The sequence below is a fragment of the Lysinibacillus sp. GbtcB16 genome (assembly GCF_019091145.1).
Taxonomy (GTDB): Bacteria; Bacillota; Bacilli; order Bacillales_A; family Planococcaceae; genus Lysinibacillus; species Lysinibacillus fusiformis.
The window spans coordinates 36,203-61,289 of the sequence record NZ_JAGXJV010000010.1 but is presented as its reverse complement, the minus strand read 5'-3'; the positions used below and the strand labels follow the sequence as shown (position 1 = coordinate 61,289).

Below are 25,087 nucleotides of genomic sequence, written 5' to 3'. Positions count from 1 at the left end.
TTTTAAATAGAGATGGGTTTTTTTATTTTTTATGAATAATTGGCCTACGTGTAGATTTTAAATACTGATAACTACAAGAGGAGTGTTAAAAAATGGGGAGAAAAATTTGGGTATTTGATACAACATTACGTGATGGTGAACAGGTGCCAGGTGCCAAGCTAAATTTATATGAAAAAGTAGAAATAGCACAGCAACTAAAAAAATTAGGTGTTGATATTATCGAAGCTGGATTCCCCGCTTCATCACAGGGGGATTTTGGTGCTGTCAAGGCTGTAGCTGAGAAGGTCGGTACTACTAGTGATATTATGATTACAGCATTAGCACGTGCAGTAAAGGCAGATATTGATGCCGTCTATAATGCTGTGAAATACGCTGAAAATCCAATGATTCACATGGTTCTTGGGACATCCGATATACATGTGGAGAAAAAATTCAGTAAATCCAAAGATCAAATTCTGCAAATTGGTGTAGATGCTGTAAAGTATGCAAAAACTCTATTGCCACAAGTTCAATATTCTACTGAGGATGCGTCTCGTTCAGACTTTGAGTATCTTTGGAAAACGATTGAAGCTGTTATGCGAGCTGGTGCTACTATGATTAACGTTCCTGATACAGTCGGCTTTGCAGAACCAGAAGAGTTCGGTGAAATGATCTTTAAATTAAACAACCGTATGAAAAATTTAGACGATAGCGTTCTTCTTAGCGTTCATTGCCACAATGACCTTGGAATGGCAACAGCTAATACGCTTGCCGCGATAAAAAATGGTGCCGATAAAGTAGAATGTACAATTAATGGTATCGGTGAACGCGCAGGTAATGCGGCACTAGAAGAAGTCGTTATGGCACTAAAAACGCGTAGCTCTGTCTACAATGCTGATACACGAATTAACACAAAAGAAATTATGAATACATCACGACTTGTTTCTAGCTTTATGGGCTTAGATGTTCAAGTAAATAAAGCTATTACGGGAGATAATGCATTCGCCCATTCATCAGGTATCCATCAGGACGGATTACTAAAATCTCGTGATGCCTATGAAATTGTGCATCCTGAAGACGTTGGTCTTGATGATATGGAGCTAGTACTAACAGCGCGTTCTGGTCGACATGCCGTAAAAAATGCTCTTGAAAAATTAGGGTTTTCAAATCTTTCTACAGATGAATTCGAGGGAATCTTTGAAGGCTTCTTAAAGCTAGCGGATGCCAAAAAGGAAGTATACGATCATGATTTATACGTAATCGTTGAAAGCTATTATGAAAAACATGATGCTTCTCACAAGAATGCAACTCATTATAGCGACCAATTCTTTGATATTGAAGATCTACAAGTCGTCAGCAATACAAGCTTCCCTTCTGCGAGCGTTAAAGTACGCAAAGGTAATGAAGTATTGTAGGCTAGCGCAGTTGGCTCAGGTCCAATTGATGCTCTCTATTCAGCCATTGCAGAAGTTACAAGCATGGATGTAAAACTAGTGGAATATAATATCAATAGTGTTTCGCGCGGCAAAGAGGCGCTAGGAAAGGTAAAAATCACGATTGAGCATGAAGGTGAAAAGTATATGGCAAAAGCTGCAGATACTGACATTCTAAAAGCCAGTGCCCTAGCCTATATTAATGCCATCAATAGCATTGTAGTGGCCAAATTAACACCTGTCATGAATTAAAACAAGAGAAGCAGTATGGCCTATTAGCCATACTGCTTTTTCACTGCTAGCGACTATCTCTTACTAACTTTTCATATTCTTCTTCTATTAGTTCGATATCCAGTCGTTCAAACAAAGGTGTTACGTCTTTTATGGTTTCAGGTAATTCCACTTGCTCATGCCACATCATTTCATCTATACCTAGCATATTCCTTACTTTCTCTGCTGAAAACGGTAGGAATGGATGTAGTAATTGTCCGAGATTGGCAATGATATAGACGCAGGTTGCGAGTGTGCGATTGCCCGCCTCCACATTTTCTTTTACTTGTACCCATGGCTGTTGTTCGTCGAAATAACGATTAGCGCCACGAATATACTCAAAAATGGACTCTAATGCTTGCTTGAAATGACCACCTTCAATAAGAATACCCACTTCGTTAAATAGCTGAATAGTTTGTTTGCGAATAATACTATCCACTTCCGCCTGAGGTACTTGATTAGCAAAGGATTTCTCTATAAATTTCAATGTTCGATTCACAAAATTACCATAGGCACCAAGTAATTCACCATTATGGCTGTAAATAAATTCTCGCCATGAAAAATCAGTATCGCGATTTTCCGGTGCATTAGTCGTTAAGAAATAGCGGATAGAGTCCGCATCATAACGACTTAAAATATAAGGAACCCATACGGCCCAATTTTGACTCGTTGATAATTTGCGTTTTTCTAATGTTAAATATTCATTGGATACGATATGTGTCGGCAAAGCTTTCGCACCTAGCCCCATCAAAATAGCTGGCCAAATAACTGTGTGAAATGGGATATTATCCTTTCCATGGACATAATACGAAATGGTTTCTTCATTCCACAAATCTTCAATCGCTATATGATGTTGCTTCGCCCATTCTAGGCTAGCTGTTAAATAACCTGCAACTGCTTCAATCCACACATATATTTTCTTACCTTCAAAGCCAGGCACTGGAACATCTATTCCATTTGGCAAATCTCTCGTTACTGCTCGGTCAGGGACGCCCTCTGCTAAGTAGCGCTCTGTCAATCCTAATGCATTGTCCCTCCAACGTTTTTCTGCCTTTGCCTCGGATAAAAATGTCTCTAATTTTCCTTGAAATTGACTAAAGGTAAAATAAAAATGTTCTGTCTCTCGAATGACTGGCTCATTCCCACATATTTTACAGCTCTTATCGATTAAATCTAGTGGGTCTAAAATTTCTGAGCAGTTATCACATTGGTCTCCTCTCGCCTTTGCACCACAATTTGGGCATACGCCCTCTACGAATCGATCCGGTAAAAATTGCTGATCTGTCTCACAGTAAGCCTGTTCAATTTTCTTTTTATATAAAAAATTGTTGGCAAGTAGCTGTAAAAATAAGCCCTTAACGGATTCATGATGGTGCTCTGCGTCTGTTCTTGTGTATAAATCATAAGTAAATCCTAGCTCATTAAAACATGTTGTAAATTCTTCATGATAATGATTAGCAATCGTCTCGGTTGTTGTGTTTTCCTGAGCTGCACGAATAGAAATGGGTGTACCATTACAGTCACTACCCGATACGTATAATACTTGTTCACCTTTTTGACGGTAATATCTAGCCAAAATATCACCTGGTAATAATGCGGCTACATGTCCTAAATGCAAAGAGCCATTTGCATACGGCCAAGCGCCTCCAATAACAATAGTCATTCTAAATTGCTCCCCTCACATAAAAAATGGTAAAAAAAATCGCCCTAATCAAATCTGATTAGGACGAGTCTACCCGTGTTACCACCTATATTTACAAATAGTTCACACTATTTGCCTTATTCAGTACGTCTTTTTTTAATATGAGATACTGCCGCTGTTGTAACGAGTGCCCATCTCGTCGTAATCTACTTGCTATAAGCTTTCGGTACGAAGCTCAAAGGTCATTTTCAAAAGGATTCATTTACCTCATTTCCACCAACAGAGGCTCTCTACAAAATGCTATTCCTATTTACTTTTCCTTTTCAATGCTTTATCTATAGGATTGGCACTATTCTACGCTTTATTACGATGAAATGCAATAATTGTCGTTAAATTGCTCCCATTTTTTCAAAAACGCACCTGTTAGGGGATTTATCATGATGAGCCTATTTCTATGTTTAATAACTCCGTTAAATCATCTATCACAATATGTGCCTGTTGCAATTCATGGTCCTGAGCAAAGTCAAATCGAACACCTATTGAAAGTAACTCATTATCGCGGGCAGCTTGAATATCGGATGAACGATCTCCAACTACCGCACCGTCCTGAATTCCATTGTCTTGCATTACTTTTTTTACTAAGTCTGATTTATGCCCGCTTGCAATGGATTGAATGCTGTAAGTCCCCTTTATAAATTGCTCTAATTGATAGGTTTCAACAATTGCCTGTAAATAGTCAACCTGTCCATTACTCGCTATGTATAACGGATAGCTCTTTGACAATGTGGCAAGAGTTTGCTCAGCATGTGGATAAAGCGCACCTTTACGACTACGGATTTGCTCCGTCAGCTTTATATGAAAGAGCACATTGCTCTCCTCACGTATGTCTACGGAATGCATTGGACATAAGGTCTCCCATACAACCGGTAGAGGAACGCCCATAATTTCACGGTATTTTTCAATGGGTGTTTCTCCCTGCCATAAGCCCTTTGTACGCAACACATCAAATGTAGCATCCAGCGCAGGTTCTAAAATAAGATTTGTTTGAAATAAAGTGCCATCCATATCAAAAATAAATGCTTTCGTCATAAAATCACTCCTTGATCAATGGTTAAAAAACTCCATATGTAACTTTTCTTTCATATAATAATCTAAACGATCTTGTAAAGTCCCCGTATGAAATTCAAACTTATGTCCATCAGGATCGGTAAAATAAATTGATTTTTTATCTCTTTCATCTCTTTGTCGGCCGTCTAAAATATGAACCTTCAATTGTACTAATTTATCATACATTTTATCGAACTCATCCTCCGAGATCGTGAAAGCGATATGTGTATAGGAATATTGAATATCATTACGCGGTATATCTTTTTCAGCATTGAGGGCAAGCCACAGCCCATTTACATCAAAATAGGCTGTGCTGTTTCCCTTTACAAGTAACTTAGCATCGAAAACATTTTCATAAAATGCAATAGATTGCTCTAGATTAGACACTGAAAATAGTAGATGATTTATGCTTTGTATGGTCATATGTGTATATGTGCTCCTCTTATTTTTTTCCCTTTTTAACGCCTTTAGAAATTTGCTTCCACTTACGTTGCTCCTCGAGCTTTGCTTGCACATTTGTTTTACGTTCCATATAAGCCAATTCCCTTTGTAGCTTAAAATAGCTGTGTAAACGATTTTGATCAAGTTCACCATCAGCAATAGCTTGCTGTACTGCACAATACGGCTCTTTTTGATGGGTACAATCACGATAACGGCAAGCTTTTGCTAATTCCTCAACATCTTGAAAGCTAGATGATAAACTATCACCTTGATTCCATAATTGTAGCTCACGCATTCCCGGTGTATCGATTAAACAGCCACCAGAAGGTAACATTACTAACTCTCTGTGAGTTGTTGTATGACGTCCCTTAGCATCGTCTTCACGAATGTCTGATACCTTCATCAACATCTCCCCACATAAAGCATTCGTTAATGTAGATTTTCCTGCACCGGAGGAGCCCAATAACGCTCCAGTGACCCCTTCTGTAAATAGGTCCTGAATTTCCGTTAAGCCTTCTCCCGAAATGGCACTCGTTACGAAAATATCTACTCCAAAAGCTACTGACTCAGCTTCTTTCACTAAGCTAGGTGCATCATCACATAAATCTGCCTTTGTTAGAACAATAATAGGCTTTGCACCTGAATCCCAGGCAGCTACTAAATATCGTTCCAAACGGCGAATATTAAAGTCAGCATTCAGGCTCATGACAAGTAACACAATATCCACATTCGATGCGACAATCTGTTCCTGGATTTCCAAACCAGCAACTTTTCTCGAAAAGACTGATTTTCGTTGGAATAATTGATGAATAATGGCTCGTTCTTCACCAGGCATTTTCTCTACCAGCACCCAATCGCCCACTGCAGGATAGTCTTCACGAGCTAAAGAAGTATAGGCATAATGACCAGCGATTGTTGCAAGCCATTCCCCTTCCTGAGCTAACACTCGATAGGAATGCTTATGCTCTAAAGTAACCCTCGCAGGCACACAATTTTTAAACTTAGACTGTTTCTTCATTTCTAACATTTGCTCTTCAAAATATTTTGTAAAACCTAATGTTGTTAAATTCAAATTAATTTCCTCCTAAAGGTACGTTTCCATGAAGCTTCTGTGCAGACTTCCGCCAGAAGCGATTATCTTGATTCAGCAAATTTGAACCACGATAAAAAAACCTTGTATCTGCGCAATTCGGCAGTTACAAGGTTTCACACGCACGTTTAAAGGATATACAAATACCTCGAGCTATGCACGACGTCGCTTTGTATATTTTAGGCGTGTGAAATGAAACAAACCGAATTGCAGTTCGCTAAAAATAGATTTATTCAACATGTCACATCACCTACTTTCCATTTAGTTGTTACCAATATATATAAAATTTGGGTAATTGTCAAATAAAATATTATTAGCATGTATCTCCTTCCTCAACGCATAGAATGTACAAGACCAATAAATGCGAGGAGATGTTGAATTGCCTAAAATCATTTCTATTAGCACACATCAACCACCTTACACATTACAGCAATCAAATGCGGAGGAGCTAACAAAGGAACTTTTCTATGAAAAAATCCCAAAACTAGAGCGCTATTTAAAGGTTTTCGATAATGGTGGAATTGAAACGCGTCATTTTTGTGTTCCACCTGAGTGGCATCGTACAAATCACTCCTTTGAGGAGCGTAATGATCTATATATTGAACTAGCCACACAATACAGCGTGAACGTTATTCAGGCATGCTTACAAAATGAAGCCTTTTTATATTCACCTATTTCTCCTGAAGAAATCGACGCCATCATATTTGTAAGCAGTACGGGGATTTCAACACCTAGCATTGATGCACGTGTGATGAACAAGCTTTCTTTTTCCGATCAATTGAAACGTATTCCGCTATGGGGATTAGGCTGTGCAGGAGGAGCAGCAGGTGTTAGCAGAGCCTATGATTTTTGTAAAGCACACCCTCATGCAAAAGTGCTCGTTGTTTGTGTAGAACTATGTAGCCTCACTTTTCAGCCAAATGATTTTTCTAAAAGTAATTTAATCGGTGCTTCACTTTTTGCTGACGGTGCCGCCTGTATTCTCGTATGTGGTGATGAAATCATGATTGATACAAAAAAAACATCACCAGCAATTCTGGCAACAGGCTCTAAATGGATGCCAGATTCAGAAAATGTAATGGGATGGGACGTTAAAAATAATGGTCTTCATGTCATTTTCCAAAAAAGCATTCCGGCTATTATTACTAGTTGGCTTGGACCATATATTGAACAATTTTTACAGGAACAAGGAATTTATAGTGAACAGCTTACTCATTTCATTGCACATCCTGGAGGAAAAAAAGTATTAAAAGCCTATGAGGACACGCTTTATCTTTCTTCTCAAAAAACCGACATTTCTCGGGAAATATTACGTCAGCATGGTAATATGTCATCGCCAACCGTGTTATATGTGTTAGAACAATTTATGTTACATGAAGGACAAGTGGAGGATACAGGTTTACTCGTCGCTCTTGGCCCTGGTTTTTGTGCAGAAGCTGTATTACTAAACTGGAGGGAGTAGCATGATCTTCTATCTAATTGTAACGCTTGTCATTCTACAAAGATTGACAGAGGTTGTCATTGCTAAACGAAATGAGAAATGGATGATTGCTCAGGGAGCCTATGAGGTTGGTAACTCTCACTACCCTTATATGGTCACTATGCATATTAGTTTCTTCTTGTTTCTAATTGTTGAAGTAGTAACAAATCACAATGGTATATCGCCCTTATTCCCATTATTTTTTATTTTATTTGTAGCCGTTCAGGCATTGCGTATATGGTGTATCCGTTCTTTAGGCCCATTTTGGAATACAAAAATTCTCATTCTACCTCATGCACAAGTCGTGCGTAAAGGTCCCTATGAAATTATGCGCCATCCTAATTATGCTGTCGTTTGTTTAGAAATTCTCCTTCTACCTCTTATGTTTCAGGCATATTTCACGGCGTTTTGTTTTACACTATTAAATATTACAATGCTTTCTGTACGAATTCCGATAGAAGAAAAGGCATTACGAGATGCTACTAATTATAATCGTGTGTTTGAAAAGAAGATTTCGGAATCATAGCCGAAATCTTCTTTCTTTTTATGAATGCCATTCCCAGTTAAACGGATCTTGTAGTCGTTCCCAAGGGTTACGAAACTCTTCATCTGTTAATAAACAGCTGTCCAACTGTTTAATAATACGCTCTCTATCTAAGTCTATACCTATAATAACAAGTTGTGTCATGCGATCTCCAAACTCGCTATCCCAATCTTCCAACACCTCCGGACTTTGTTGGAAAACATCTTCCTGCTGAGCTTTTGGTAATGCCGCTACCCAATAAGAAACAGGTTCAATTTTTGCAGATGAACCAGCCTGTGATAGCAATAATGCGATGTCTTGATGCTTTGCACTCCAAACAATCCCCTTTGCTCGCACAATTGATGGTGGCATTTGGTCACACCACTCGACAAAACGCATTGGATGGAATGGCCTTCTATTTGTATAGGTGAATGAAGATATGCCGTACTCCTCCGTCTCCGGCATATGGTTTTCATGACCAAGCTCTAATTCTTTTAACCAGCCAGCTGATTCTGAGACACGTTCGAAGTCAAAACGACCTGTATTTAAAATTTCAGCAGGATCAATTTCACCATTAACCGTTCGGATTATTTTTGCTTCTGGCTGTAGTGCGCGTAGTATGCGCTCTAACCGTTCTACTTCTTCTATTGAAACTAAGTCACATTTATTTAATACAAGGACATCACAAAATTCTATTTGATCAATAAGAAGGTCTGCAACATCCCGTCCATCTAACTCACCAATTGCTTCCTTACGCTCTAATAAACTCTCTCCTGATTGAAAATCATGCCAAAAGCGATGCGCATCTACGACTGTTACCATCGTATCCAATTGACAAAATCTCGTTAAATCTATGCCCAGTTCTTCATCTAAATAGCTAAATGTTTGTGCAACTGGAATCGGCTCACTAATACCTGTCGATTCAATCAATATATAATCAATATTGCCAAGTTTCGCAAGACGTTCGACCTCCTGTAATAAATCTTCTCGCAATGTACAACAAATACAGCCATTGGATAACTCCACAAATTTCTCTTCTGTTCGTGAGATCCCGCTGCCATTTGCAATAAGCTCAGCATCAATATTAATTTCACTCATATCATTCACAATAACAGCAACACGTAAATCCTTTTCGTTTTGCAATACATGATTCATTATCGTGGTCTTACCAGACCCTAAATATCCACTTAATACAGTCACAGGTATTTTCATTATTTTCACTCCAACTCCTTAAATCGTAATCATTACTATTTACAATTTGTAATTAAAACATATATATTTTGAAAATGCAAAGCTTTTTATCACTTTAAAAAATAAACTTGACAATTTACACCCTAAAATATATCGTTTAAATCGTAATGATTACCATTTAAAAGGAGGCATATTTATGCGCGTACAAATAACACTAGCCTGCACGGAAACTGGTGATAAAAACTATATCACGACGAAAAATAAACGTACTAATCCAGAGAGGTTGGAGCTTAAAAAGTATTCCCCTCGCTTAAAACGGGTTACTTTACATCGTGAAACAAAGTAATTTAGGCAGTAGTTAATTCATTTGAATGTTTCTTGGACCAAGCATCCTTGCCCTAAAAAAACTGTTTCAAAAGAGGAAGGCTTACCTCTTTTGAAACAGTGTTTGTATACCATCTATTTTCTATTTATTTCGAATGCGAGCTCGTTCAATTTTTGATCGAGTTCATCAAGCATTCGTAATCGAAAATCAATCTGCTCGTCTATATTTATAGACTCATTCATTTTTACTCTACTAGCATCAGATTGATTTTTATAGCCTTTTATCTCATTAGTGAGTTTTTCAATTTCTAGATTTTTCGTTTCTAATTCTTTTACTAATTGTTCATAAAGACTGTCCGCCTCTACTTTGTTTCTATATGATTGTTCTATCGTCTCTACGATATGTTCCATTTTTCCACCTGTAACAATGGTAAAGTCTTTTAACCTTTTATCTAACTCCTCCATCATTGACTTATAGTTTGTTTCTTCAATAGATACATCAATGTTGTCCTTTAATAACTTATTTTCTGCTCGCAGCTTTCTTAGTTCCTTTAATAAGGACTCTATCGAAGCAATTTGTTTTTTTCTTTGGAGCTCTCGCTTTTGTATCTCTTCATCATATGCTTCCAATTCCTTATCAAAATCTCTCTTCAACTTTAATAGTTCCATCGAAAGATCCTTTCTGAGCCTTGTTAATTGTATATTCTCCCGTTCAAGACGAAGCACTAATGCATAATAATCACTATCCCTAAGCCTTTTCACTTCATTTTTATATTTGGCTAATTCGGCTCTTAAAAAAATAATCATTTGTTGGAGCTGTAGAGGATCATTGTTTTTGACAATATCGTTGTCCATCCTTGCACCTCCTAGCCTGAAAAACTTTTTAGAATTTCAATAACTTCTTCAAACTGCGCTTTACTGTCTTCTAACACCTCATCCAGTTGTTTTAACCACTTTGTTTGTAATTCTGGATGATCATGTTGTTCAAAATTTTTACTTTTTTCCCCAGAGACAAGATAGGCAATTAATTGTTGTAATGTGTTTTTTTCAAGAAAGGCAAAACTATTATCTTGTACATTACGGCGGTTAAGTTGGTCTTTCAGCAATTGTTGAATTACGCTACTAAGCTCTTGTTTTTCATGATCCACCATTATTTACCTCCTGGGTTGGACTAACGCCATTGAGATTAATTGGGTTTAACACAACCACACCATCCGTTAGCTGATCACAATATGTAAAACCCATAATAGTGCCAGAATACGATAAATTATGGGACCATTTAATTTGAAAATTGGTAAATGAAATCGTTTCATTTGGTTCGATGGTGGACTTCCCTACTGGTCTCAGCCAGTATTCCTCTTTGCTCGATTTGTCGTTAAAACGCTCCCAATTACTTTGCCCCTGCGTCTTTAAAGTCGGTGTGAAATTTTCGTGGACATACCTTCCTGAGAAATAAAACGGAGAATCCTTCGGTAATTTAATGCATAAATATGGATTGGTCACGGGTGTATGCCCAATATTGCGAATATGGTAGGATCCTAAACAGAGACTTTCTTGCTCAGAGTCATAGGATATATTGAACGAGGATGTAAAATAACTGATAAGACTAATTTTATTTTGAACCGCTAGCTCTTCTACCAATTTTTTAATTTCCTGAACATACGTGTTTGTCTGTTCTTTCACCGCTTGTATCTTGTCTTCTATCCGTGTTATCACTAAATGCCCCCTTATTCTTGTTCATAAAAAAAAAGAGAGGATAACCCTCTCTTCATGATATGACTTTCCTCTATTTGTTAGCACTACTAACCAACAGTTGGGAAAATAACTGGGCATTGTTGTGGACGAACCGCAGTTGGACATGTGAATGGCAGATCTGCTCTTGGCTCGCAGAAAGTTGCTAAGAATTCCACAGTAACTGGGAATGTAGATTGAATGCTTTGGCAAACAGCAACAGTAATTGTTAACGCAGAGAATGTGATTGTACCTGCTGCAGTACCTGTTCCAACAGTAAGTGATCCAGTTGTGCAAACAAAGCAATCTAAATCTGTATATAGAATTTCTACATCTGTACCCTTAGGTGCACATAATGTTACTTGCTCACAGCGTGAAACAGGAATTTCAGTGCTTGTGAACATTGTTCCATTTGGTAATGTAACTATGATCGTAAGAATGAAATTCTTTTGAATATTTAAATGTTGTAAACAAACAGTTGATCCATCGATAGAGAATTGGCGATTCTCACGGTTTAGGATCACAATTGGATTTGTAGCTGCTGGAATTACTCGACATGTAACGATAGCACCCGTTAAGTCAGTAGCTGCTGTTACGCCTGGGAATGTAATTGCTCCAGTTGGTGAAATATCAAATGACATTTCCTTTACAATCCAGTCATATACCTTATCAACATTTATACAAATCAGTTCCTGCGCCTGGGATGGCATATGTTCTTGCATCCTTTTGACACCTCCATAAGTTTTTTATCTTTCGTTTGTAGCATATGTTTTTCAGCTATAAGTGCATGGGCTAATAAATAGTTACATTGGATATTTATAAAAATCAGCGGCAATCATTTTTACAGACAGTTCTTTCTTTATAATAAGAACTAAAATGTTGAATGAACCGGTATATTTGTAACAGAACGTCAATATTTTTAATAAACTAATAATGGACTGAAAGGGGTGAACTACAATGGAAGAGTCAAAATTGTATACCACTCAAGAAATTGAAAATTTAAGGCAAAAAATTGAAACCTATAGAGAATCGTTATCTTCATTAAAAATGGGTTCGTCAATTGAAGATTTCCTTTATATGAAGCAGGAGTTTGATGGACTGAAAACACAGATGGCTCATTTAGAGGGGATTACAGAGACATTGGATACTAAACAAAATTCATATATAAAAGGGTATGATGATCAAATCAAGCTTCTATCCATACAAATTGAGTCTCTGAATCAAACCATGGAAGAAATGAATCAAGAAATTTTAGCAGTTTTAAACAAATTAGTAACTGTTGAAGGAAATGATACTACAACCATTTCTCCCACCATTAAAGTACCTTCTCAAACTTCCGCTACTCATTTACCTAGACAACCTAGAATGACACAGACAGCAGACAAAACTACGATAACAGCACAACCATCCTATAGACTGCTACAAAATTTGGCAGGTAAAGCCACAAACCATCAACAAAATGGCAATAATAATAGCACTCCCTCTTCTCATAATGATCGACAGGCAACTAAACATGAAGAGCGGCATTTTAATCAGCAGTATTTCCAATCTATTAATACGCATCCAAGCCATATATACAATGGTTTATTCCGAAACACGACAGTTGAATCCACCTTCCATTTTAAAAATGCCACGGATGCAAAGGAAGTTCCAGTAAGTGTTTATGATCCATCGGCTGTACAACTCACTTTAAGTGAAGAAGACATCGAGAAAGATCATTCACCAACAACTATTGTTAATGAATCGAGTGCTGGAACCGAAAAATCAGATGATCCTATAGAGGTTGTGCAAACGGAAAATGAACGTAACAATCATGAGATTTCTGAAGTAACTAAAGAATCGTTGGAACCGGTTCATTCAGGGATACTTAGCGAGCCTCCTAGCCAAGTCATTTCAGAAGCAGTAGCAGAACCTACTGACACACATCATACTCCTTCATTGGAAACCGAAGAGTATGTTGAAGTGTATAATTCTGAAGCCGTCTATGAGGTTCATTCGTCCCTTGAAGAAGAAAATAATCAACCTGTTTCTGTAAACACACCGATAGAGGAAGAGAATAAGAAGGGAAAAAACTCTTTTTTCGATTTCTTTAAAAGATGGAGTTAAAATTTATCACTCTATAATAAGACATCCACAATGTATTTCCTTACATAGTGGATGTCTTTATATTTCAAATAAAGCTGGCTTTAAGAAGTCATTGAATTTATAAGTGAAATAGATATTTGCCCTTAACCCCTAATCTGAAATGAATAGAATAATGAAGAAAGGGGGTGTAAAAATGTGTTTGAATAATTCAATGTGTGGTTGCTCTGGTAATGGTCATGGTAATGGGCAGTGTACAGCACTTGGGCCATTTATCGGTATTGATGCGGCGTGTATTACTCCACCAGCCGCTACAGGTTCCATTATCCCATTTTCTTCTGGAACAATTCCTGTTGTATTAGTATCTCTTGCTTCTGGGTTAGTTAGTACTGTGAGCCTTGTTGGATTTGGTACATCTGTTCCAGGTGTAGCTCTTGCTGGCGTTAATATTGATTTAACAAGTTCTCTTGCCACAGAAGCTTTTACTGTTCCACGTCCAGGAACAATTACATCTATTGCTGCAACAATTTCAGCAACAGCCGCTTTAACACTAACAGGAACAGCTACTGTTAGAGCACAAATTTACCGTGCAGTTCAAGGAAGCAATGTTTTCAGCCCTACTGCAGCATTTGTTGATTTAGCTCCAGCTTTACCATTAGCAGCATTATTAGCTGGTGCGATTGCAAGCGGTAGTGCAAACGTTTCAGTACCAGTAAGTACTGGTGATCGTTTATTAATGGTGTTCTCCATGACTACTTCAGGAGCTACTGTTCTGGTTACTCTTGCTGGTAACGCAAGTGCAGGAATTACTATTGTATAAGTGAATTATGCTAACAATTACTGTTAAAATTTTTTCAAAAATCAAAAAACTTAAAATTAATTTATAGTAGGCGATTTTAATTAAATCGCCTACTTTTTAATTATAAAATTTAAGGCTAAAGCATTCTGAATATGCGTCAAATGATGTTTGCCATGCCAAGCATATATACCAATTGCCTGTTCCAATGTTGACAGCCCTGAATCAGGATGATTAAATGCTCGTTGTAATTGTTCATCTGTTAAGCTTGTTAATAAGTAAACCCAACGTCCATGTAAGCTTTCGATTAATTGAAGAGAGGTCGCTATTGGCATTTCTGAATCTGGTAGCATTGCCCATTCAGCCTCATTGTATGGCTTAATAGTTGGTTCATCCTCTGTTAAAGCTAGCTTAAAGCGGATATAACTGTTCATATGACTATCAGCAATATGATGGATTAGCTGTGTTACAGTCCAGCCATTTTCACGATAGGATTTTGCCAATTCCTGCTCACTGGCTCCACTTAAGGCTTCTTCAAGCTGCTGTGGTAATAAACGAATATCTTTCAACCATTCTTTTACATGCTGTGATGTCACTTCTGTTGGACATTGAAACTCCCCAATTGGATATCGTAATTCGAAATCGATCAACTTGCTCTCCTCCGTTTCTATCCTCTTACTTTTCCAAAGTGTTTTAGGTCACTCTTATTTCTGAATATCATCAATCAACGTATCAAAGTATTTACCATTTGTATACAAGAAAATGGCCCATTCTCCTGGACTAGGAATTTTTACGCTTAAAGGGCTATGAGCATCCGCTCCATTTGTGGGCCCGCCAAGGCCTATACTCCATCTATCCACTAAAATTGGCTGAATAGTTTTAGTATCTCTATGGTAGCCTACTACTGGTAGCTCTGTATTTCCATATCCATTAATCCCCCAAAGATGCCACATCCATTTTTGTGTGCTTAAACTTGGCATGTTAGCACCAATAACACCCGATTTATTGGCAATCCCTATAATGGCACGAGCACCAAATTCCACTGCTTTATCGTTCCAATTAATAGAGGCAAAATCCTTTTCTTGCAAAAAATCTGGGGCAATCTCTGGCATTGTAATCTTTTCTTCATTTGTATAGCCTACTGCCACTAACAGCAACACACATAAAAGGACAATCTTCTAACAACATCCCCCTTCCCCTATAAAAATCATTCTACCACCCAATTATCACAGATAATTCTGCTAATTTAAATGCTACGTAGCTAAAGATTTCCAATTACAGTGCCTATTGCTTTTAAAGGATGCATAATAGATATAGCTGTTTTTTCTTCAAATTGCTGTGCTGCACTCACCATTGAGAGCTGTGCCACTGAGAGTTTCCTTTGTTCATTCACTTCATGATGCAGAGTGTGTATGATCACAGCATTATAGTCCTTGTTTTTCCCTTGCATAATTAAATCAAATGTATGCTCGATAACTTTCACTGTAATGTCTATTGTTTTGCCTTGCCTGTTAGCATATTGATGGAGCCTGGTCATCGTTCCCTCGACAGTTGCAGGATTTGTAAATAGGATGATTTGAGGCTGTCTCTCATTACATATTAATTCAAAATAAAGTTCATCCATTTTTATGATAGGTATGGATAAGGCACGTAAATCACAATCGTCTAACAAAACGATATAATTTGTACATGTTATTAAAATTGCATCTAGATCACAGCTAGCCATCCATTGAATTTGCTCTACAATCTTGTTTGTTAACTCTGTAACTCCCTTTGACACTTGGTGAATAAGCCCGGGATCTACAAAATGAACCACCTCTATTTCTTTATTTTTTTGGAAAACCTGTTCTATGTACTCTATATTGGAATGATGAGCATGCAAGCAGCCTAGCTTCTTTCTCAAATAAACTCCCCCTCATTTGTAAGTCTTTTTTCCATTGTGACTATAGCCAACGAAACGCCATTACGATTTTCGCCCATTTCTTTTTTTGTTACGACATAGCCTAAAGAGCGATATAATTCTATATTTCGCGGGACATTCAATCGTACTTTACACTAACTATTTGTTTTTCCATTCGATAATGCAAATTGTTCTAGCTTAGCGAGCAATAGCCCTTGCCCTTGTTTTTCAGGAATTACCGATAATCTAAAAAATAAATACCCTGTGTGCTAAGCTTAAATCTTACCATAGCAACTGGCTGCCTCCCCATATAGCCGATAAAGCCTGTTTACCAGCCTGTATACCCAGTTCAATCGATTCTACTGTTTCACTCAATGCACTAGATGGTGGGGTTGCTGTTGCATACTCTTGAAATACCTGAATCATCACCTTATGTATAATGGGCACATCTTTTATTTCTGCTAATACTAGCTCCACAGTGAACCTACGTTAATGATTTTTAATACATTTTAATGTATATAAACACAAAAAGAAACTGTATTACTCATGAAAGAATAATACAGCTTATGACCTCATTTTTTTTCTTTAGCTTTTGCTTCTTTCTCAAGATGCTTTTTGGCTATCTTCAATCGTTGAATGTCTTTTTTCTTCAGCGGAATAATCTCATCCTTCATCATTTTAATATAAGAAATCATTAACAACAGTAATATTACCGTAAATGGTAAAGCGGCAATTAACGACGCCGTTTGTAATGCATCTAGCCCACCCGTATACAATAAAACACCTGAAATAGAGGCCATCAATATACCCCAAACTAACTTCGACAGTACTGTAGGGTTTAAGGATCCCCTTGTCGTCATACTGGCCATAATGAAAGTAGCAGAATCGGCTGACGTAATTAAGAAGATAATTATAAGCAAAATCCCAATAAAAGAGGCTATCGTTGAAAGTGGCAAATGCTCTAACATTTGAAACAACGCCACTGTTACATCGTTATGAACGGTTTGTGCAATTTGAGCTTCTTGATGCAAATCGAACCACAAGGCAGTACCTCCAAAAACAGCAATCCAAAAACAAGCAATAAGAGGAGGAATGATTAATACGCCAACAATAAATTCTCGAATGGTCCTACCTTTTGATACACGAGCAATAAAAGAACCAACAAAGGGTGACCAAGCTATCGCCCACGCCCAATAAAAGATAGTCCAATCCTTTACCCATGTCCCTCCGACATACGGTTGCATCCTTAAACTATATTGAATAAAGTTTGAAATATAATCGCCTATCGCTAGTGTAAAGGTTTCCATTATAAATACTGTCGGACCTGTAATAAAAACAAATAGCAGTAACACAATCGCTAGCATCATATTGACATTACTTAAGATTTTCATTCCCTTTTGAAGGCCTGTAGTGGCAGATAACATATAGCCAATAAACATGATAAGAATAATGACTACCTGTAAGAGAAATGTATTAGGTAAACCAAAGACAAAGCTTAAGCCTCCATTTGTTTGGAGCACGCCCAAGCCAATAGAAGTAGCTACCCCCATCACTGTGGCAATAACCGCTAAAATATCAATCGTGCCCTTCACGACTCGATTTTTCCCCGTTACAGGCTCTAAGGCGGTTGAGATGAGCATATTTCTTTTTTTGTTAAATTGCACATATGCCATAACTAGTCCCAATATGGCATACACAGACCATTGGCTGATTCCCCAATGAAAGAATGAATAGCCCATTGCCAGTCGGGCTGAATCTGTCGTAAGAGGCTTTGTATCACTAAAAGGTGGTGAAAAATAATGACTCATTGGTTCAGCTACTCCCCAAAAGACTAGTCCCACGCCTAGTCCTGCAGAAAAGAGCATAGATATCCATGTGAGAAAGCTAAATTCTGGGCGACCCTCTTCTGCTCCTAATCGAATAGTGCCATATTTACTAATCGCCAAGCCAAATAGAAAAACCACGATTATAAAGACCGCCATTAAGTAAAACCAACCAAAAAAATCCGTCGTCATATGAAAGACGCTGTTCGCTACATTCTTAAACTGTTCCGGTATTATTGCCCCAATAATGACCAAAAGTAAAATGGCTCCACTAGAAATAATAAATACTGGGTTGATTAAATTTTTATTTTTTTGCATATAGCGCCTCCATTAATCCCAGACGTTTTACCAAATTTCCTTTATTATGAGTTTCATTCAAGTATTTTATAAATCAAAACTTCCTGAAAATAAAAAAACGCATTACCCGTAGATAATGCGGCTATTATTTATTCATTTTTAAAAGCAAAACGTATGGCTCTACTCATAACAGTGGGCACAATAGATGCATGATTTTCGTTTAAAGCTTCATAAAAATCAACCTTCATTATTTTTTCAAGCATTGTTGCCATTTGTCGTGCATCATCTACCATAAAGGTTTCCAGTTCACCAGCACTAATAAACAATGTTTCCTTCATAGCCTGATGCTCATTTAAAAATACTGAGGCACATGGGACTAATTCATGCTCATTCCACCAGATGGAGGGACTGATAGCCAGGTAATGTTGAAAGCTTGTTTGATGGTGAAATAATTGCCAAAGTGTAAAATAACCCGCTAATGAATGACCAAATATCGATTGCTGTGCTTTATTTACTGGATAGTTGGCTTCAATCGTTGGCTTTAGTTCTTCTTCTAGGAATCGACTAAAGTTTACTGCCCCACCAAGCTTTTCATGCCCTTTACCTTTAAATCTTGCGGGATAAATATACGTCTCTGCTGGTGCCGTAAAATCATAAAATCGTCGTTCACGCATATCTTCACCATGCCCGATACCAACAACAATGGATGGTAAAATACCCGTTTTTGGCGCATTACGACTTTGCAATCGAACTGCTTCCTTAACAAGAGAAAAATAAGAAGAACCATCCAATACATAGATGACAGGAAAGCCTTCTGTTGGCGCTTCCTCATTGGGTACATAGACGTTAATCTCATACGTATAGTCTGCCCATTTTGAAGTCATTTGCTGTGTTGAGTAATCTATTTCTGTTCGATTCATTTGTTTTCCTCCTTCAATATGTCATAGCCATAACATACAGGTGTATTCGTTGCCGGATCTTCCATAATACGTGCATCAATGTTAAAGACTTGGCGCATCACTTCTGCACTCAAAATTTCCTGTGGTGTTCCAGTTTGCATGATAACACCCTTTCGCATGGCGATAAGATGATCTGAATACCTAGCAGCATGATTAATATCATGAAGAACCATGACGATTGTACATTGATGCTGTTCATTTAAATTTTTCACGATATCCAGTACTTCCAACTGGTGGGCCATATCTAAATAAGTAGTGGGCTCATCAAGTAACAATATATTTGTTTCCTGTGCCAATGCCATAGCAAGCCATACACGCTGACGCTGTCCCCCAGAAAGCTGTGCCAGCTCTCGATTTCGATATTCCATCGTATTGGTGACCGTTAACGCCCACTCAATCATTTCTTCATCCTTATTTGTTAAACGATTGACATTGTTGCGATGTGGATATCGGCCATAAGCAATTAGCTCCTCAACTTTTAATTGCCCTGGTGCGATGGGTGTCTGTGATAATATTGCTAGCTTCTGTGCAATATCCTTTGTCGATAAATTTTGCATATTTTGCTCCTGCAAGTATACCGTGCCCTGTTGTTTTTTTAAAATTCGTCCTATCGTTTTGAGAAGCGTTGATTTACCACAGCCGTTCGGTCCGATAATTGTTGTGACCTTGCCCTCTTCAATCGTTAAATTTAACCCTTCAAATACTCGAACCTGCTCATAACCCGAAGCCAAATTTTCCATTCTAAATGCAGTTTGCATACCGTTTCCTCCTATGCCTTAGATTTTACAAGTAAATACAAGAAATATGGAATTCCTATAATCGACACTACTATTCCAACAGCCAGCTCTGATGGTGCGAATACCGTTTTGCCGATAAAATCAGCTAGGATTAACAAGCCTGCACCTATCAATGCACTTACTGGCATGACATAACGGTGCTGAATACCAACAAGCTGCTTAGCGATATGTGGCGCCATTAAGCCAATAAAACCAATACTTCCTGATACAGATACGCAGGCACTAACTAGTCCCACACTGGCTAATAACAGCTTCATTTTCTCTTTTTCAACAGCAATCCCTAAACTTGTGATGCTATCCTCTTCCAGCTGAAAATAATCAAGTAAATACGATTTTCTATGCACATAAATTCCTAATATTAAAAGCCAAGGTAACATAGTAAGAGCAAAAATCCAATTCGCATTGTAAATGGAGCCTGCCATCCAAATGGCTGCGGATTCAAAATCCTGCGCACTCATTTTTAAGGATAAAAACAATGATAAAGCGCCAAATCCACTGTTAATGGCAATCCCAGTTAATATTAATCGCTGCATATCGAGATGACCATTTTTCAAAGCAAATGTAAAAATCAATATAGCCGCAATTGTTCCACCAATAAAACCGAACAATGGCATCATTAAAATAGATAGCCAGCTGTTCATATCTGCGCTCACTAATTTTAACTGAAAGAAAAACATAAAAATTACGACCGCGGCACCAGCTCCTGCATTAATCCCTAATATGCCTGGATCTGCAAGCCCATTGCGCGTAATACCTTGTAAAACAACTCCAGCCATTCCTAAACCAATACCAACGAGTCCGGCTATGACAATCCGTGGTAAGCGGAATTCAAAAATAACAAGATCAAATTTTGGATTAGAGTCAATACGCAATAATGTTTTTATGACATCCATCACAGACATGTCAAAAACGCCATTTGTAATATGTAGATAACTTGCAACTAAAATTAAAAGTAAAAGCATCGACATAGTCAAAAAGAATACACTTGAGGTATGTTTACGCACGTTTTTCACCTCCGTGCTTACGAACTAAATATAAGAAGAATGGTACGCCAACTAATGCTGTTAATACTCCAATTGGCGTTTCGAACGGATAATTGACAAAACGGCTAAGGACATCACAAAGCGCCAAGAAAAAGGCACCAATAACCGCTGCACAAGGGATGATATAGCGATAATCCACCCCAACAAGGAAACGAGTAATATGCGGAATAACTAACCCTACAAAGGCTATTTTTCCAACGAGAGCGACTGCTGTCCCTGTCAGGCATACGACAGCTAACATACTAATAATCCGTACTGCTCTCGTTTTTTGACCTAGTCCCATTGCAATATCCTCACCTAGCGAGGTAATCGTAATGGCCCTCGCACATAATAAGGCCAAAAATAATCCAGTTAATCCAAATGGAATTGAAAGCATCAGCATATCCATATCTACCATATGTACTTTAGTGTTATACCAAGCACTGACTGTTTGTGATACTTGGAAATACATCGCGATTGCTGTAGCTATACTGCTTAAAAATGTCCCAATAACGGTTCCAATAATAGCCAACCTTACTGGTGATAAGCCATTTCGAATTAATGAGCCAAAGCCAAAAACAATGCCCGCACCCAGTGCAGAACCTAGCATTGACAATAAAATCATCTGATAATTGGGCAGTCCTGGGAAAAAGACAATAGCTAATGTGATAACAAATGCAGAGCCATCGTTGACACCCATCAATGACGGAGATGCTAAATAGTTTCGTGTAATTCCCTGCATAACTGCACCCGCAACTGCCAAAAATGCTCCAACTAACAATACTGCGGCTATTCTAGGAATACGTCCTGTTCGTATAATTTGGTGATCAACATTGGAAGGATCAAATGCTGATATTGCCTGCCACACAGTGATTACACTAATATCCTTTGTTCCATACATAACAGAAACAAGTGCCACAAGGGCAATAAGGAAAGGAGATACCGCTAATATTGAAAATGACACTATGTTTGTTTTTTTCAACTTTCACACCTTTTTCTATACCATTTTCTTATCCAAACTTCTACTGAACAAAAGGCCGGTAATAGCCCGGTGATATCACCAAATCTACTACCAGCCTGTGTATACTATTTAAGTAATTTTTCAGCTGCTGCATCTAAGAATTTAACCTTAGACCAAGCCGTACCACCTTGTGCTAATGGGTCAATTGTATTGACATAAATTTCATTATTTTGTGATGCCTTTAAACTAGTGAAAATTGGATTTTTTTGTAGCTCCTCTAAAGCCTTTGGAGTATCCTTATTTTCTGATTCCTCAAATTGAAGGAAAATAGCATCTGGATTTACTTGAGCTAGTGTTTCCAGCGATAATTCAGCTTGCGCTTTAGCTGTCGTAACTACCTCTGGAACTGGTGCACCTAAATCCTCATATAAAACAGGATTTAAATAAACACCAGCCGGATAAATGTACATAACGCCACCACGAACACGAATGATTAACACTTGTTTATCAGCTAATTGCTCTTTTGATTTCACCTGTGCATCAGCAACTTTTGCCTCATAGTCAGAGATGATTTTTTTAGCATCATCTTCTTTACCAGCTAGCTGTGCAAGCACTGTCAAATTTTCTTTCCAGTTTGTTGAAATATGTGAGTAAGGAATCATTGTTTGAATTTTTTTCAACTTTTCAGCCGTTTCTTCAGGGAATTTTGAAGTACCCACAATGACATCTGGATCCAAATTAAGAATGGCTTCTGCATTCGGCTCCATTTTATTTCCTACAAGTGTAGCACCTTCAAAATCTGATGCTAGATATGCTGGCACTTTACCACCCACTTCAAGTACACCTACTGGCTTAATTCCTAGCATTGCAGCGTCTTCCATAGATTCAAGACTCGCAGCGACAATATTTTTCACTTCTGCTGGAAGCTCATATTTCTCACCTAAGTAAGTTATTGTCTGTGTCTTAGTTTGCTCTGTCTGTGATTCTGTTGCACTTGTTTCAGCCGTATTATTTGTTGATGTAGACTCCTCCGCCTTATCTGTTCCACATGCAGCTAATGATAGTGCTAAAAGTGCTGGCGCACACATTTTAAAATATTTATTCATAGATATTCTCTCCTAACGAGCTCATATTGATAATGATAATCGTTTTCATATGTATGTCAATATATAATTGATACTCATTATCATTTACGGATACTATCCTAACAAAGTGAAAATAGATTGTGAATGGACGATTTCGAAAATGACATGGACTTTTGCCGATTTAATCAATAAAAAAACTGTTTCTTTTTTATAAGAAACAGTCATTTATACGTATTTGGCTTCCTCTATTTTTAATTTTCGATAGGCTGAAGGCGATAAACCTGTACACTTTTTAAATACTCTACTAAAATAAAAACAGTCTATATAGCCAACACATTCTGCAATTTCAGCTACAGGGATTCCACCATACTCTAGTAAGTCCTTTGCTCGTCTTATCCGGTATTCCGTTATATATGTGCTTGGATTCATGCCTGTATGTTGCTCAAATAAATAGGCAAATCGACGTCGTTCAATTTCAAATTCACTAGAAATATTTGATACCGAAAGCTGCTCCGCGTAGTGCTCATGTATATACTGTAAAGCCTGCTCCATCATTTCATTAGCATTATCCAGAACCTTCACTTTTGCCGCTATAAGAATGTGTTCCAGCAAATTCATGAATAATGTCTTAGACTTAAATACCGCCATACTCCCTGGAAAGGAATAGCTTTCTACCAATTGCTGAACTTGGGTAATAATTTGCGTATTATGGCCTGTTTTAATAAGAAAGTGTTGTTGAGCTAGTGGATAAAGTGCCGCCTCATCCATAGGTAGATTATAATGAACTACAGCATATTCCCAAACCTTCTGGCTCGTTACGTTCACTTCAATTGGCATTTGAGAACCGGCATGCACTATTACTCCTGGTTCCATTACATAAGGCGTTCCATTCAAGCTAAAAATAGCACTGCCTGCAAGCGGCACAATAATTCCACACTTTTCTGGTGCAGTAGTTCTCCCTAAATCAACTTCTCCCGGCTCCATTCTTTTCGTAAAGACATCGGTAAATTTTACAGATGCTTGTGCAAAGTAATCTATTAAATACTTGATATCCATGTGCTAGCTCCTATAAATGTAAAACGCTCTGAATTTGTGAAAAATGATGTAAATCATGGTCAATTAACCCGCCAAAATAATCCGCAACCGTTATGTTAGACTGCCCAATACTGAACGACTGGTGCCATTGCTCATCTGTCAATTGTTGAATAGTCTGTAGCAATTGACGCCTTGTCAAAACAAATTCAGTAATCGTTTTTTCTAAATGCTGTTCACGACTTTTTTCAGCTGCCTTCGTGTTCATATGCTCGATATCTGGCCCTTTTGGTAAAGATGTATTTATAAATAAATAAGGTATTCGATGTTCTAATACAAATGTATCCCATGGGGTAAGATGTCCTATCACCTCTGCAACCGACCATTTTCCAGATTTAATTGGCATACGCCATTGCCCCTCAGATAAATTCCTCATATTCTTTACCCAAATAAGAGATTGTTCATAGTGTTTAATAATCGACTTTTTGTCTCGCAGCATTGGATTTGCCCTCCGATTACTGTAGATTGATTTCTAATTTCGGCCATCTTAAATGCCACTGTTTAGAAGTAATTCTTTGGCGATATATCGCATATCTTTCTTTATTTTCAAGGAAAAACGGGGTTGGTTCTATTATGCCAGCACCTAAATGGTGAATACCATATGGTGCAGCTACTTGTAGCCGACCTTTCGTTAATTTAATACCGATAGCAGTTGGGATTTCAGGAAAATGAGAGATTCCATCTAAGGAAGAGTGATATGGATTACTCCTATTTATGACGTGCATCCTTGCCTGATTTTTGACCGACCAAGGCTCGTCCTTACAAATCTTCCACAGCTCCTGCTCATAATGCTTCTCTTTTTCCTCTGTTAAATTGGATGAATCATAATAGATCACATCAATATCAGCTACTGGTGTTCGATCTTCTTTCTCATAAATATAATCCCATACTTTTGAACGAATGAATCCTGCACATATCCAACAATCAGGGAGCTGTACTTTTTCAACAGCTTCTAAAACATTCATCATCCAATCGTCTGCTGCTATTAGACTTATTAATTCTTTCTCACTTTGTAGCAATCTCATCTTAGCCCTCCAAAAGATAAAATAAATTTATAAATAC

The 25,087-nt window shown here is 37.8% G+C and carries 27 protein-coding genes, 1 pseudogene and 2 other annotated features (1 of these 30 only partly in view); of the genes and pseudogenes, 6 read left to right on the top strand and 22 right to left on the bottom strand.

Annotated elements, in window-relative coordinates; genetic code table 11:
• Position 1, top strand: a binding site (T-box leader) (it extends 238 nt beyond the left edge of the window).
• A gap of 91 nt (positions 2-92) precedes the next feature.
• Positions 93-1,664: pseudogene (locus KVT27_RS20855) on the top strand (2-isopropylmalate synthase).
• Between the two features lie 46 nt (positions 1,665-1,710).
• On the opposite strand, the gene metG reads toward KVT27_RS20855, so the two are convergent.
• The 4 genes from metG to rsgA form a co-directional block, all read right to left on the bottom strand.
• Positions 1,711-3,345 carry a methionine--tRNA ligase gene (metG, locus tag KVT27_RS20850; protein WP_208705005.1) on the bottom strand — a complete coding sequence of 545 codons (1,635 nt, stop codon included), beginning with the start codon at positions 3,343-3,345 and terminating at the stop codon, positions 1,711-1,713.
• A gap of 56 nt (positions 3,346-3,401) precedes the next feature.
• Positions 3,402-3,660 (bottom strand) — a binding site (T-box leader).
• A gap of 99 nt (positions 3,661-3,759) precedes the next feature.
• Positions 3,760-4,413 (bottom strand): HAD-IA family hydrolase, encoded by a 654-nt coding sequence (locus KVT27_RS20845; RefSeq protein ID WP_036121295.1) that lies wholly within the window; start codon positions 4,411-4,413, stop codon positions 3,760-3,762.
• Between the two features lie 15 nt (positions 4,414-4,428).
• Entirely contained in the window at positions 4,429-4,854 is a 426-nt protein-coding gene (gene fosM, locus KVT27_RS20840; protein ID WP_217581872.1) for a FosM family fosfomycin resistance protein, read from the bottom strand.
• Between the two features lie 19 nt (positions 4,855-4,873).
• Complete coding sequence (rsgA, locus tag KVT27_RS20835) at positions 4,874-5,944, bottom strand: ribosome small subunit-dependent GTPase A (RefSeq protein ID WP_217581871.1); 1,071 nt, start codon at positions 5,942-5,944, stop codon at positions 4,874-4,876.
• Positions 5,945-6,341: 397 nt separating this feature from the next.
• Between rsgA and KVT27_RS20830 the strand changes: the two genes are divergently transcribed.
• Positions 6,342-7,424, top strand: a complete 1,083-nt coding sequence (locus KVT27_RS20830; protein WP_036121303.1) for a type III polyketide synthase — start codon at positions 6,342-6,344, stop codon at positions 7,422-7,424.
• A 1-nt stretch (position 7,425) separates the two neighbouring features.
• The gene (locus tag KVT27_RS20825) at positions 7,426-7,968 is read left to right on the top strand and encodes an isoprenylcysteine carboxyl methyltransferase family protein (RefSeq protein WP_036121306.1); all 543 of its coding nucleotides are present in this window, start codon (positions 7,426-7,428) and stop codon (positions 7,966-7,968) included.
• Positions 7,969-7,986: 18 nt separating this feature from the next.
• Here the strand turns inward: KVT27_RS20825 and KVT27_RS20820 are convergent, their stop codons facing one another.
• The gene (locus KVT27_RS20820) at positions 7,987-9,180 is read right to left on the bottom strand and encodes a GTP-binding protein (protein ID WP_217581879.1); all 1,194 of its coding nucleotides are present in this window, start codon (positions 9,178-9,180) and stop codon (positions 7,987-7,989) included.
• Positions 9,181-9,352: 172 nt separating this feature from the next.
• Here KVT27_RS20820 and rpmG point away from each other — a divergent pair, with 172 nt between their 5' ends.
• Positions 9,353-9,502, top strand: a complete 150-nt coding sequence (gene rpmG / locus KVT27_RS20815) for a 50S ribosomal protein L33 (protein ID WP_008175287.1) — start codon at positions 9,353-9,355, stop codon at positions 9,500-9,502.
• A gap of 113 nt (positions 9,503-9,615) precedes the next feature.
• On the opposite strand, the gene KVT27_RS20810 is transcribed toward rpmG, so the two are convergent.
• The 4 genes from KVT27_RS20810 to KVT27_RS20795 all read right to left on the bottom strand — a co-directional run bounded on the left by KVT27_RS20810 (position 9,616) and on the right by KVT27_RS20795 (position 11,933).
• Entirely contained in the window at positions 9,616-10,335 is a 720-nt protein-coding gene (locus tag KVT27_RS20810; RefSeq protein WP_208705002.1) for a hypothetical protein, read from the bottom strand.
• Positions 10,336-10,346: 11 nt separating this feature from the next.
• Entirely contained in the window at positions 10,347-10,631 is a 285-nt protein-coding gene (locus KVT27_RS20805; RefSeq protein WP_217581870.1) for a hypothetical protein, read from the bottom strand.
• Positions 10,618-11,196, bottom strand: coding sequence for a hypothetical protein (locus tag KVT27_RS20800; RefSeq protein ID WP_217581869.1), 579 nt, complete (start codon positions 11,194-11,196; stop codon positions 10,618-10,620). The genes KVT27_RS20805 and KVT27_RS20800 overlap by 14 nt, the downstream gene beginning before the upstream one ends.
• Positions 11,197-11,282: 86 nt before the next feature.
• Positions 11,283-11,933 (bottom strand): BMQ_0737 family morphogenetic spore coat protein, encoded by a 651-nt coding sequence (locus tag KVT27_RS20795; protein WP_025113655.1) that lies wholly within the window; start codon positions 11,931-11,933, stop codon positions 11,283-11,285.
• A 235-nt stretch (positions 11,934-12,168) separates the two neighbouring features.
• On the opposite strand from KVT27_RS20795, the gene KVT27_RS20790 reads away from it, so the two are divergent.
• On the top strand, positions 12,169-13,317 hold the full coding sequence (locus KVT27_RS20790) for a hypothetical protein (RefSeq protein WP_217581868.1): 1,149 nt from the start codon (positions 12,169-12,171) through the stop codon (positions 13,315-13,317).
• Positions 13,318-13,489: 172 nt separating this feature from the next.
• The gene (locus tag KVT27_RS20785) at positions 13,490-14,113 is read left to right on the top strand and encodes an exosporium glycoprotein BclB-related protein (RefSeq protein ID WP_036121323.1); all 624 of its coding nucleotides are present in this window, start codon (positions 13,490-13,492) and stop codon (positions 14,111-14,113) included.
• An 89-nt stretch (positions 14,114-14,202) separates the two neighbouring features.
• On the opposite strand, the gene KVT27_RS20780 is transcribed toward KVT27_RS20785, so the two are convergent.
• The 13 genes from KVT27_RS20780 to KVT27_RS20720 form a co-directional block, all read right to left on the bottom strand.
• A complete protein-coding gene (locus tag KVT27_RS20780) occupies positions 14,203-14,736 on the bottom strand; it encodes a YfiT family bacillithiol transferase (protein WP_217581878.1) in 534 nt (177 codons plus the stop codon).
• Positions 14,737-14,793: 57 nt separating this feature from the next.
• A complete protein-coding gene (locus tag KVT27_RS20775) occupies positions 14,794-15,249 on the bottom strand; it encodes a hypothetical protein (protein ID WP_309140242.1) in 456 nt (151 codons plus the stop codon).
• Between the two features lie 101 nt (positions 15,250-15,350).
• The gene (locus KVT27_RS20770; protein ID WP_217581867.1) at positions 15,351-15,992 is read right to left on the bottom strand and encodes a hypothetical protein; all 642 of its coding nucleotides are present in this window, start codon (positions 15,990-15,992) and stop codon (positions 15,351-15,353) included.
• A 279-nt stretch (positions 15,993-16,271) separates the two neighbouring features.
• Positions 16,272-16,466: a hypothetical protein gene (locus tag KVT27_RS26775; protein WP_254636216.1), complete on the bottom strand. Its 195-nt coding sequence runs from the start codon at positions 16,464-16,466 to the stop codon at positions 16,272-16,274.
• Between the two features lie 95 nt (positions 16,467-16,561).
• The gene (locus tag KVT27_RS20760) at positions 16,562-18,130 is read right to left on the bottom strand and encodes a BCCT family transporter (protein ID WP_036121325.1); all 1,569 of its coding nucleotides are present in this window, start codon (positions 18,128-18,130) and stop codon (positions 16,562-16,564) included.
• 128 nt (positions 18,131-18,258) lie between these two features.
• On the bottom strand, positions 18,259-19,029 hold the full coding sequence (locus tag KVT27_RS20755) for an alpha/beta hydrolase (RefSeq protein ID WP_036121327.1): 771 nt from the start codon (positions 19,027-19,029) through the stop codon (positions 18,259-18,261).
• Positions 19,026-19,826, bottom strand: coding sequence for an ABC transporter ATP-binding protein (locus tag KVT27_RS20750; protein ID WP_036148004.1), 801 nt, complete (start codon positions 19,824-19,826; stop codon positions 19,026-19,028). Before KVT27_RS20750 ends, KVT27_RS20755 begins: the two co-directional genes overlap by 4 nt.
• Before the next feature lie 11 nt (positions 19,827-19,837).
• On the bottom strand, positions 19,838-20,833 hold the full coding sequence (locus KVT27_RS20745) for a FecCD family ABC transporter permease (RefSeq protein WP_008175314.1): 996 nt from the start codon (positions 20,831-20,833) through the stop codon (positions 19,838-19,840).
• A 28-nt stretch (positions 20,834-20,861) separates the two neighbouring features.
• Positions 20,862-21,869: a FecCD family ABC transporter permease gene (locus KVT27_RS20740; protein WP_036121330.1), complete on the bottom strand. Its 1,008-nt coding sequence runs from the start codon at positions 21,867-21,869 to the stop codon at positions 20,862-20,864.
• 104 nt (positions 21,870-21,973) lie between these two features.
• Entirely contained in the window at positions 21,974-22,954 is a 981-nt protein-coding gene (locus KVT27_RS20735) for an ABC transporter substrate-binding protein (RefSeq protein WP_036121332.1), read from the bottom strand.
• Positions 22,955-23,158: 204 nt separating this feature from the next.
• A complete protein-coding gene (locus KVT27_RS20730; RefSeq protein WP_036121334.1) occupies positions 23,159-23,989 on the bottom strand; it encodes a helix-turn-helix domain-containing protein in 831 nt (276 codons plus the stop codon).
• A 10-nt stretch (positions 23,990-23,999) separates the two neighbouring features.
• Complete coding sequence (locus KVT27_RS20725; RefSeq protein WP_217581866.1) at positions 24,000-24,464, bottom strand: DinB family protein; 465 nt, start codon at positions 24,462-24,464, stop codon at positions 24,000-24,002.
• Positions 24,465-24,480: 16 nt separating this feature from the next.
• The gene (locus KVT27_RS20720) at positions 24,481-25,050 is read right to left on the bottom strand and encodes a nucleotidyltransferase family protein (RefSeq protein ID WP_217581865.1); all 570 of its coding nucleotides are present in this window, start codon (positions 25,048-25,050) and stop codon (positions 24,481-24,483) included.
• Between the last annotated feature and the right edge of the window lie 37 nt (positions 25,051-25,087).

Excerpts from the sequence above, each read along its gene's own strand:
- KVT27_RS20720 (WP_217581865.1), bottom strand. The coding sequence starts at position 25,050 with ATGAGATTGCTACAAAGTGAGAAAGAATTAATAAGTCTAATAGCAGCA.
- KVT27_RS20795 (WP_025113655.1), bottom strand. The coding sequence starts at position 11,933 with ATGCAAGAACATATGCCATCCCAGGCGCAGGAACTGATTTGTATAAAT.
- KVT27_RS20755 (WP_036121327.1), bottom strand. The coding sequence starts at position 19,029 with ATGAATCGAACAGAAATAGATTACTCAACACAGCAAATGACTTCAAAA.
- rpmG (WP_008175287.1), top strand. The coding sequence starts at position 9,353 with ATGCGCGTACAAATAACACTAGCCTGCACGGAAACTGGTGATAAAAAC.
- KVT27_RS20790 (WP_217581868.1), top strand. The coding sequence starts at position 12,169 with ATGGAAGAGTCAAAATTGTATACCACTCAAGAAATTGAAAATTTAAGG.
- fosM (WP_217581872.1), bottom strand. The coding sequence starts at position 4,854 with ATGACCATACAAAGCATAAATCATCTACTATTTTCAGTGTCTAATCTA.
- KVT27_RS20725 (WP_217581866.1), bottom strand. The coding sequence starts at position 24,464 with ATGCTGCGAGACAAAAAGTCGATTATTAAACACTATGAACAATCTCTT.
- KVT27_RS20845 (WP_036121295.1), bottom strand. The coding sequence starts at position 4,413 with ATGACGAAAGCATTTATTTTTGATATGGATGGCACTTTATTTCAAACA.
- metG (WP_208705005.1), bottom strand. The coding sequence starts at position 3,345 with ATGACTATTGTTATTGGAGGCGCTTGGCCGTATGCAAATGGCTCTTTG.
- KVT27_RS20760 (WP_036121325.1), bottom strand. The coding sequence starts at position 18,130 with ATGCAAAAAAATAAAAATTTAATCAACCCAGTATTTATTATTTCTAGT.
- KVT27_RS20805 (WP_217581870.1), bottom strand. The coding sequence starts at position 10,631 with ATGGTGGATCATGAAAAACAAGAGCTTAGTAGCGTAATTCAACAATTG.
- KVT27_RS20735 (WP_036121332.1), bottom strand. The coding sequence starts at position 22,954 with ATGAATAAATATTTTAAAATGTGTGCGCCAGCACTTTTAGCACTATCA.
- KVT27_RS20750 (WP_036148004.1), bottom strand. The coding sequence starts at position 19,826 with ATGCAAACTGCATTTAGAATGGAAAATTTGGCTTCGGGTTATGAGCAG.
- KVT27_RS20810 (WP_208705002.1), bottom strand. The coding sequence starts at position 10,335 with ATGGACAACGATATTGTCAAAAACAATGATCCTCTACAGCTCCAACAA.
- KVT27_RS20785 (WP_036121323.1), top strand. The coding sequence starts at position 13,490 with ATGTGTTTGAATAATTCAATGTGTGGTTGCTCTGGTAATGGTCATGGT.
- KVT27_RS20730 (WP_036121334.1), bottom strand. The coding sequence starts at position 23,989 with ATGGATATCAAGTATTTAATAGATTACTTTGCACAAGCATCTGTAAAA.
- KVT27_RS20745 (WP_008175314.1), bottom strand. The coding sequence starts at position 20,833 with ATGTCGATGCTTTTACTTTTAATTTTAGTTGCAAGTTATCTACATATT.
- KVT27_RS20825 (WP_036121306.1), top strand. The coding sequence starts at position 7,426 with ATGATCTTCTATCTAATTGTAACGCTTGTCATTCTACAAAGATTGACA.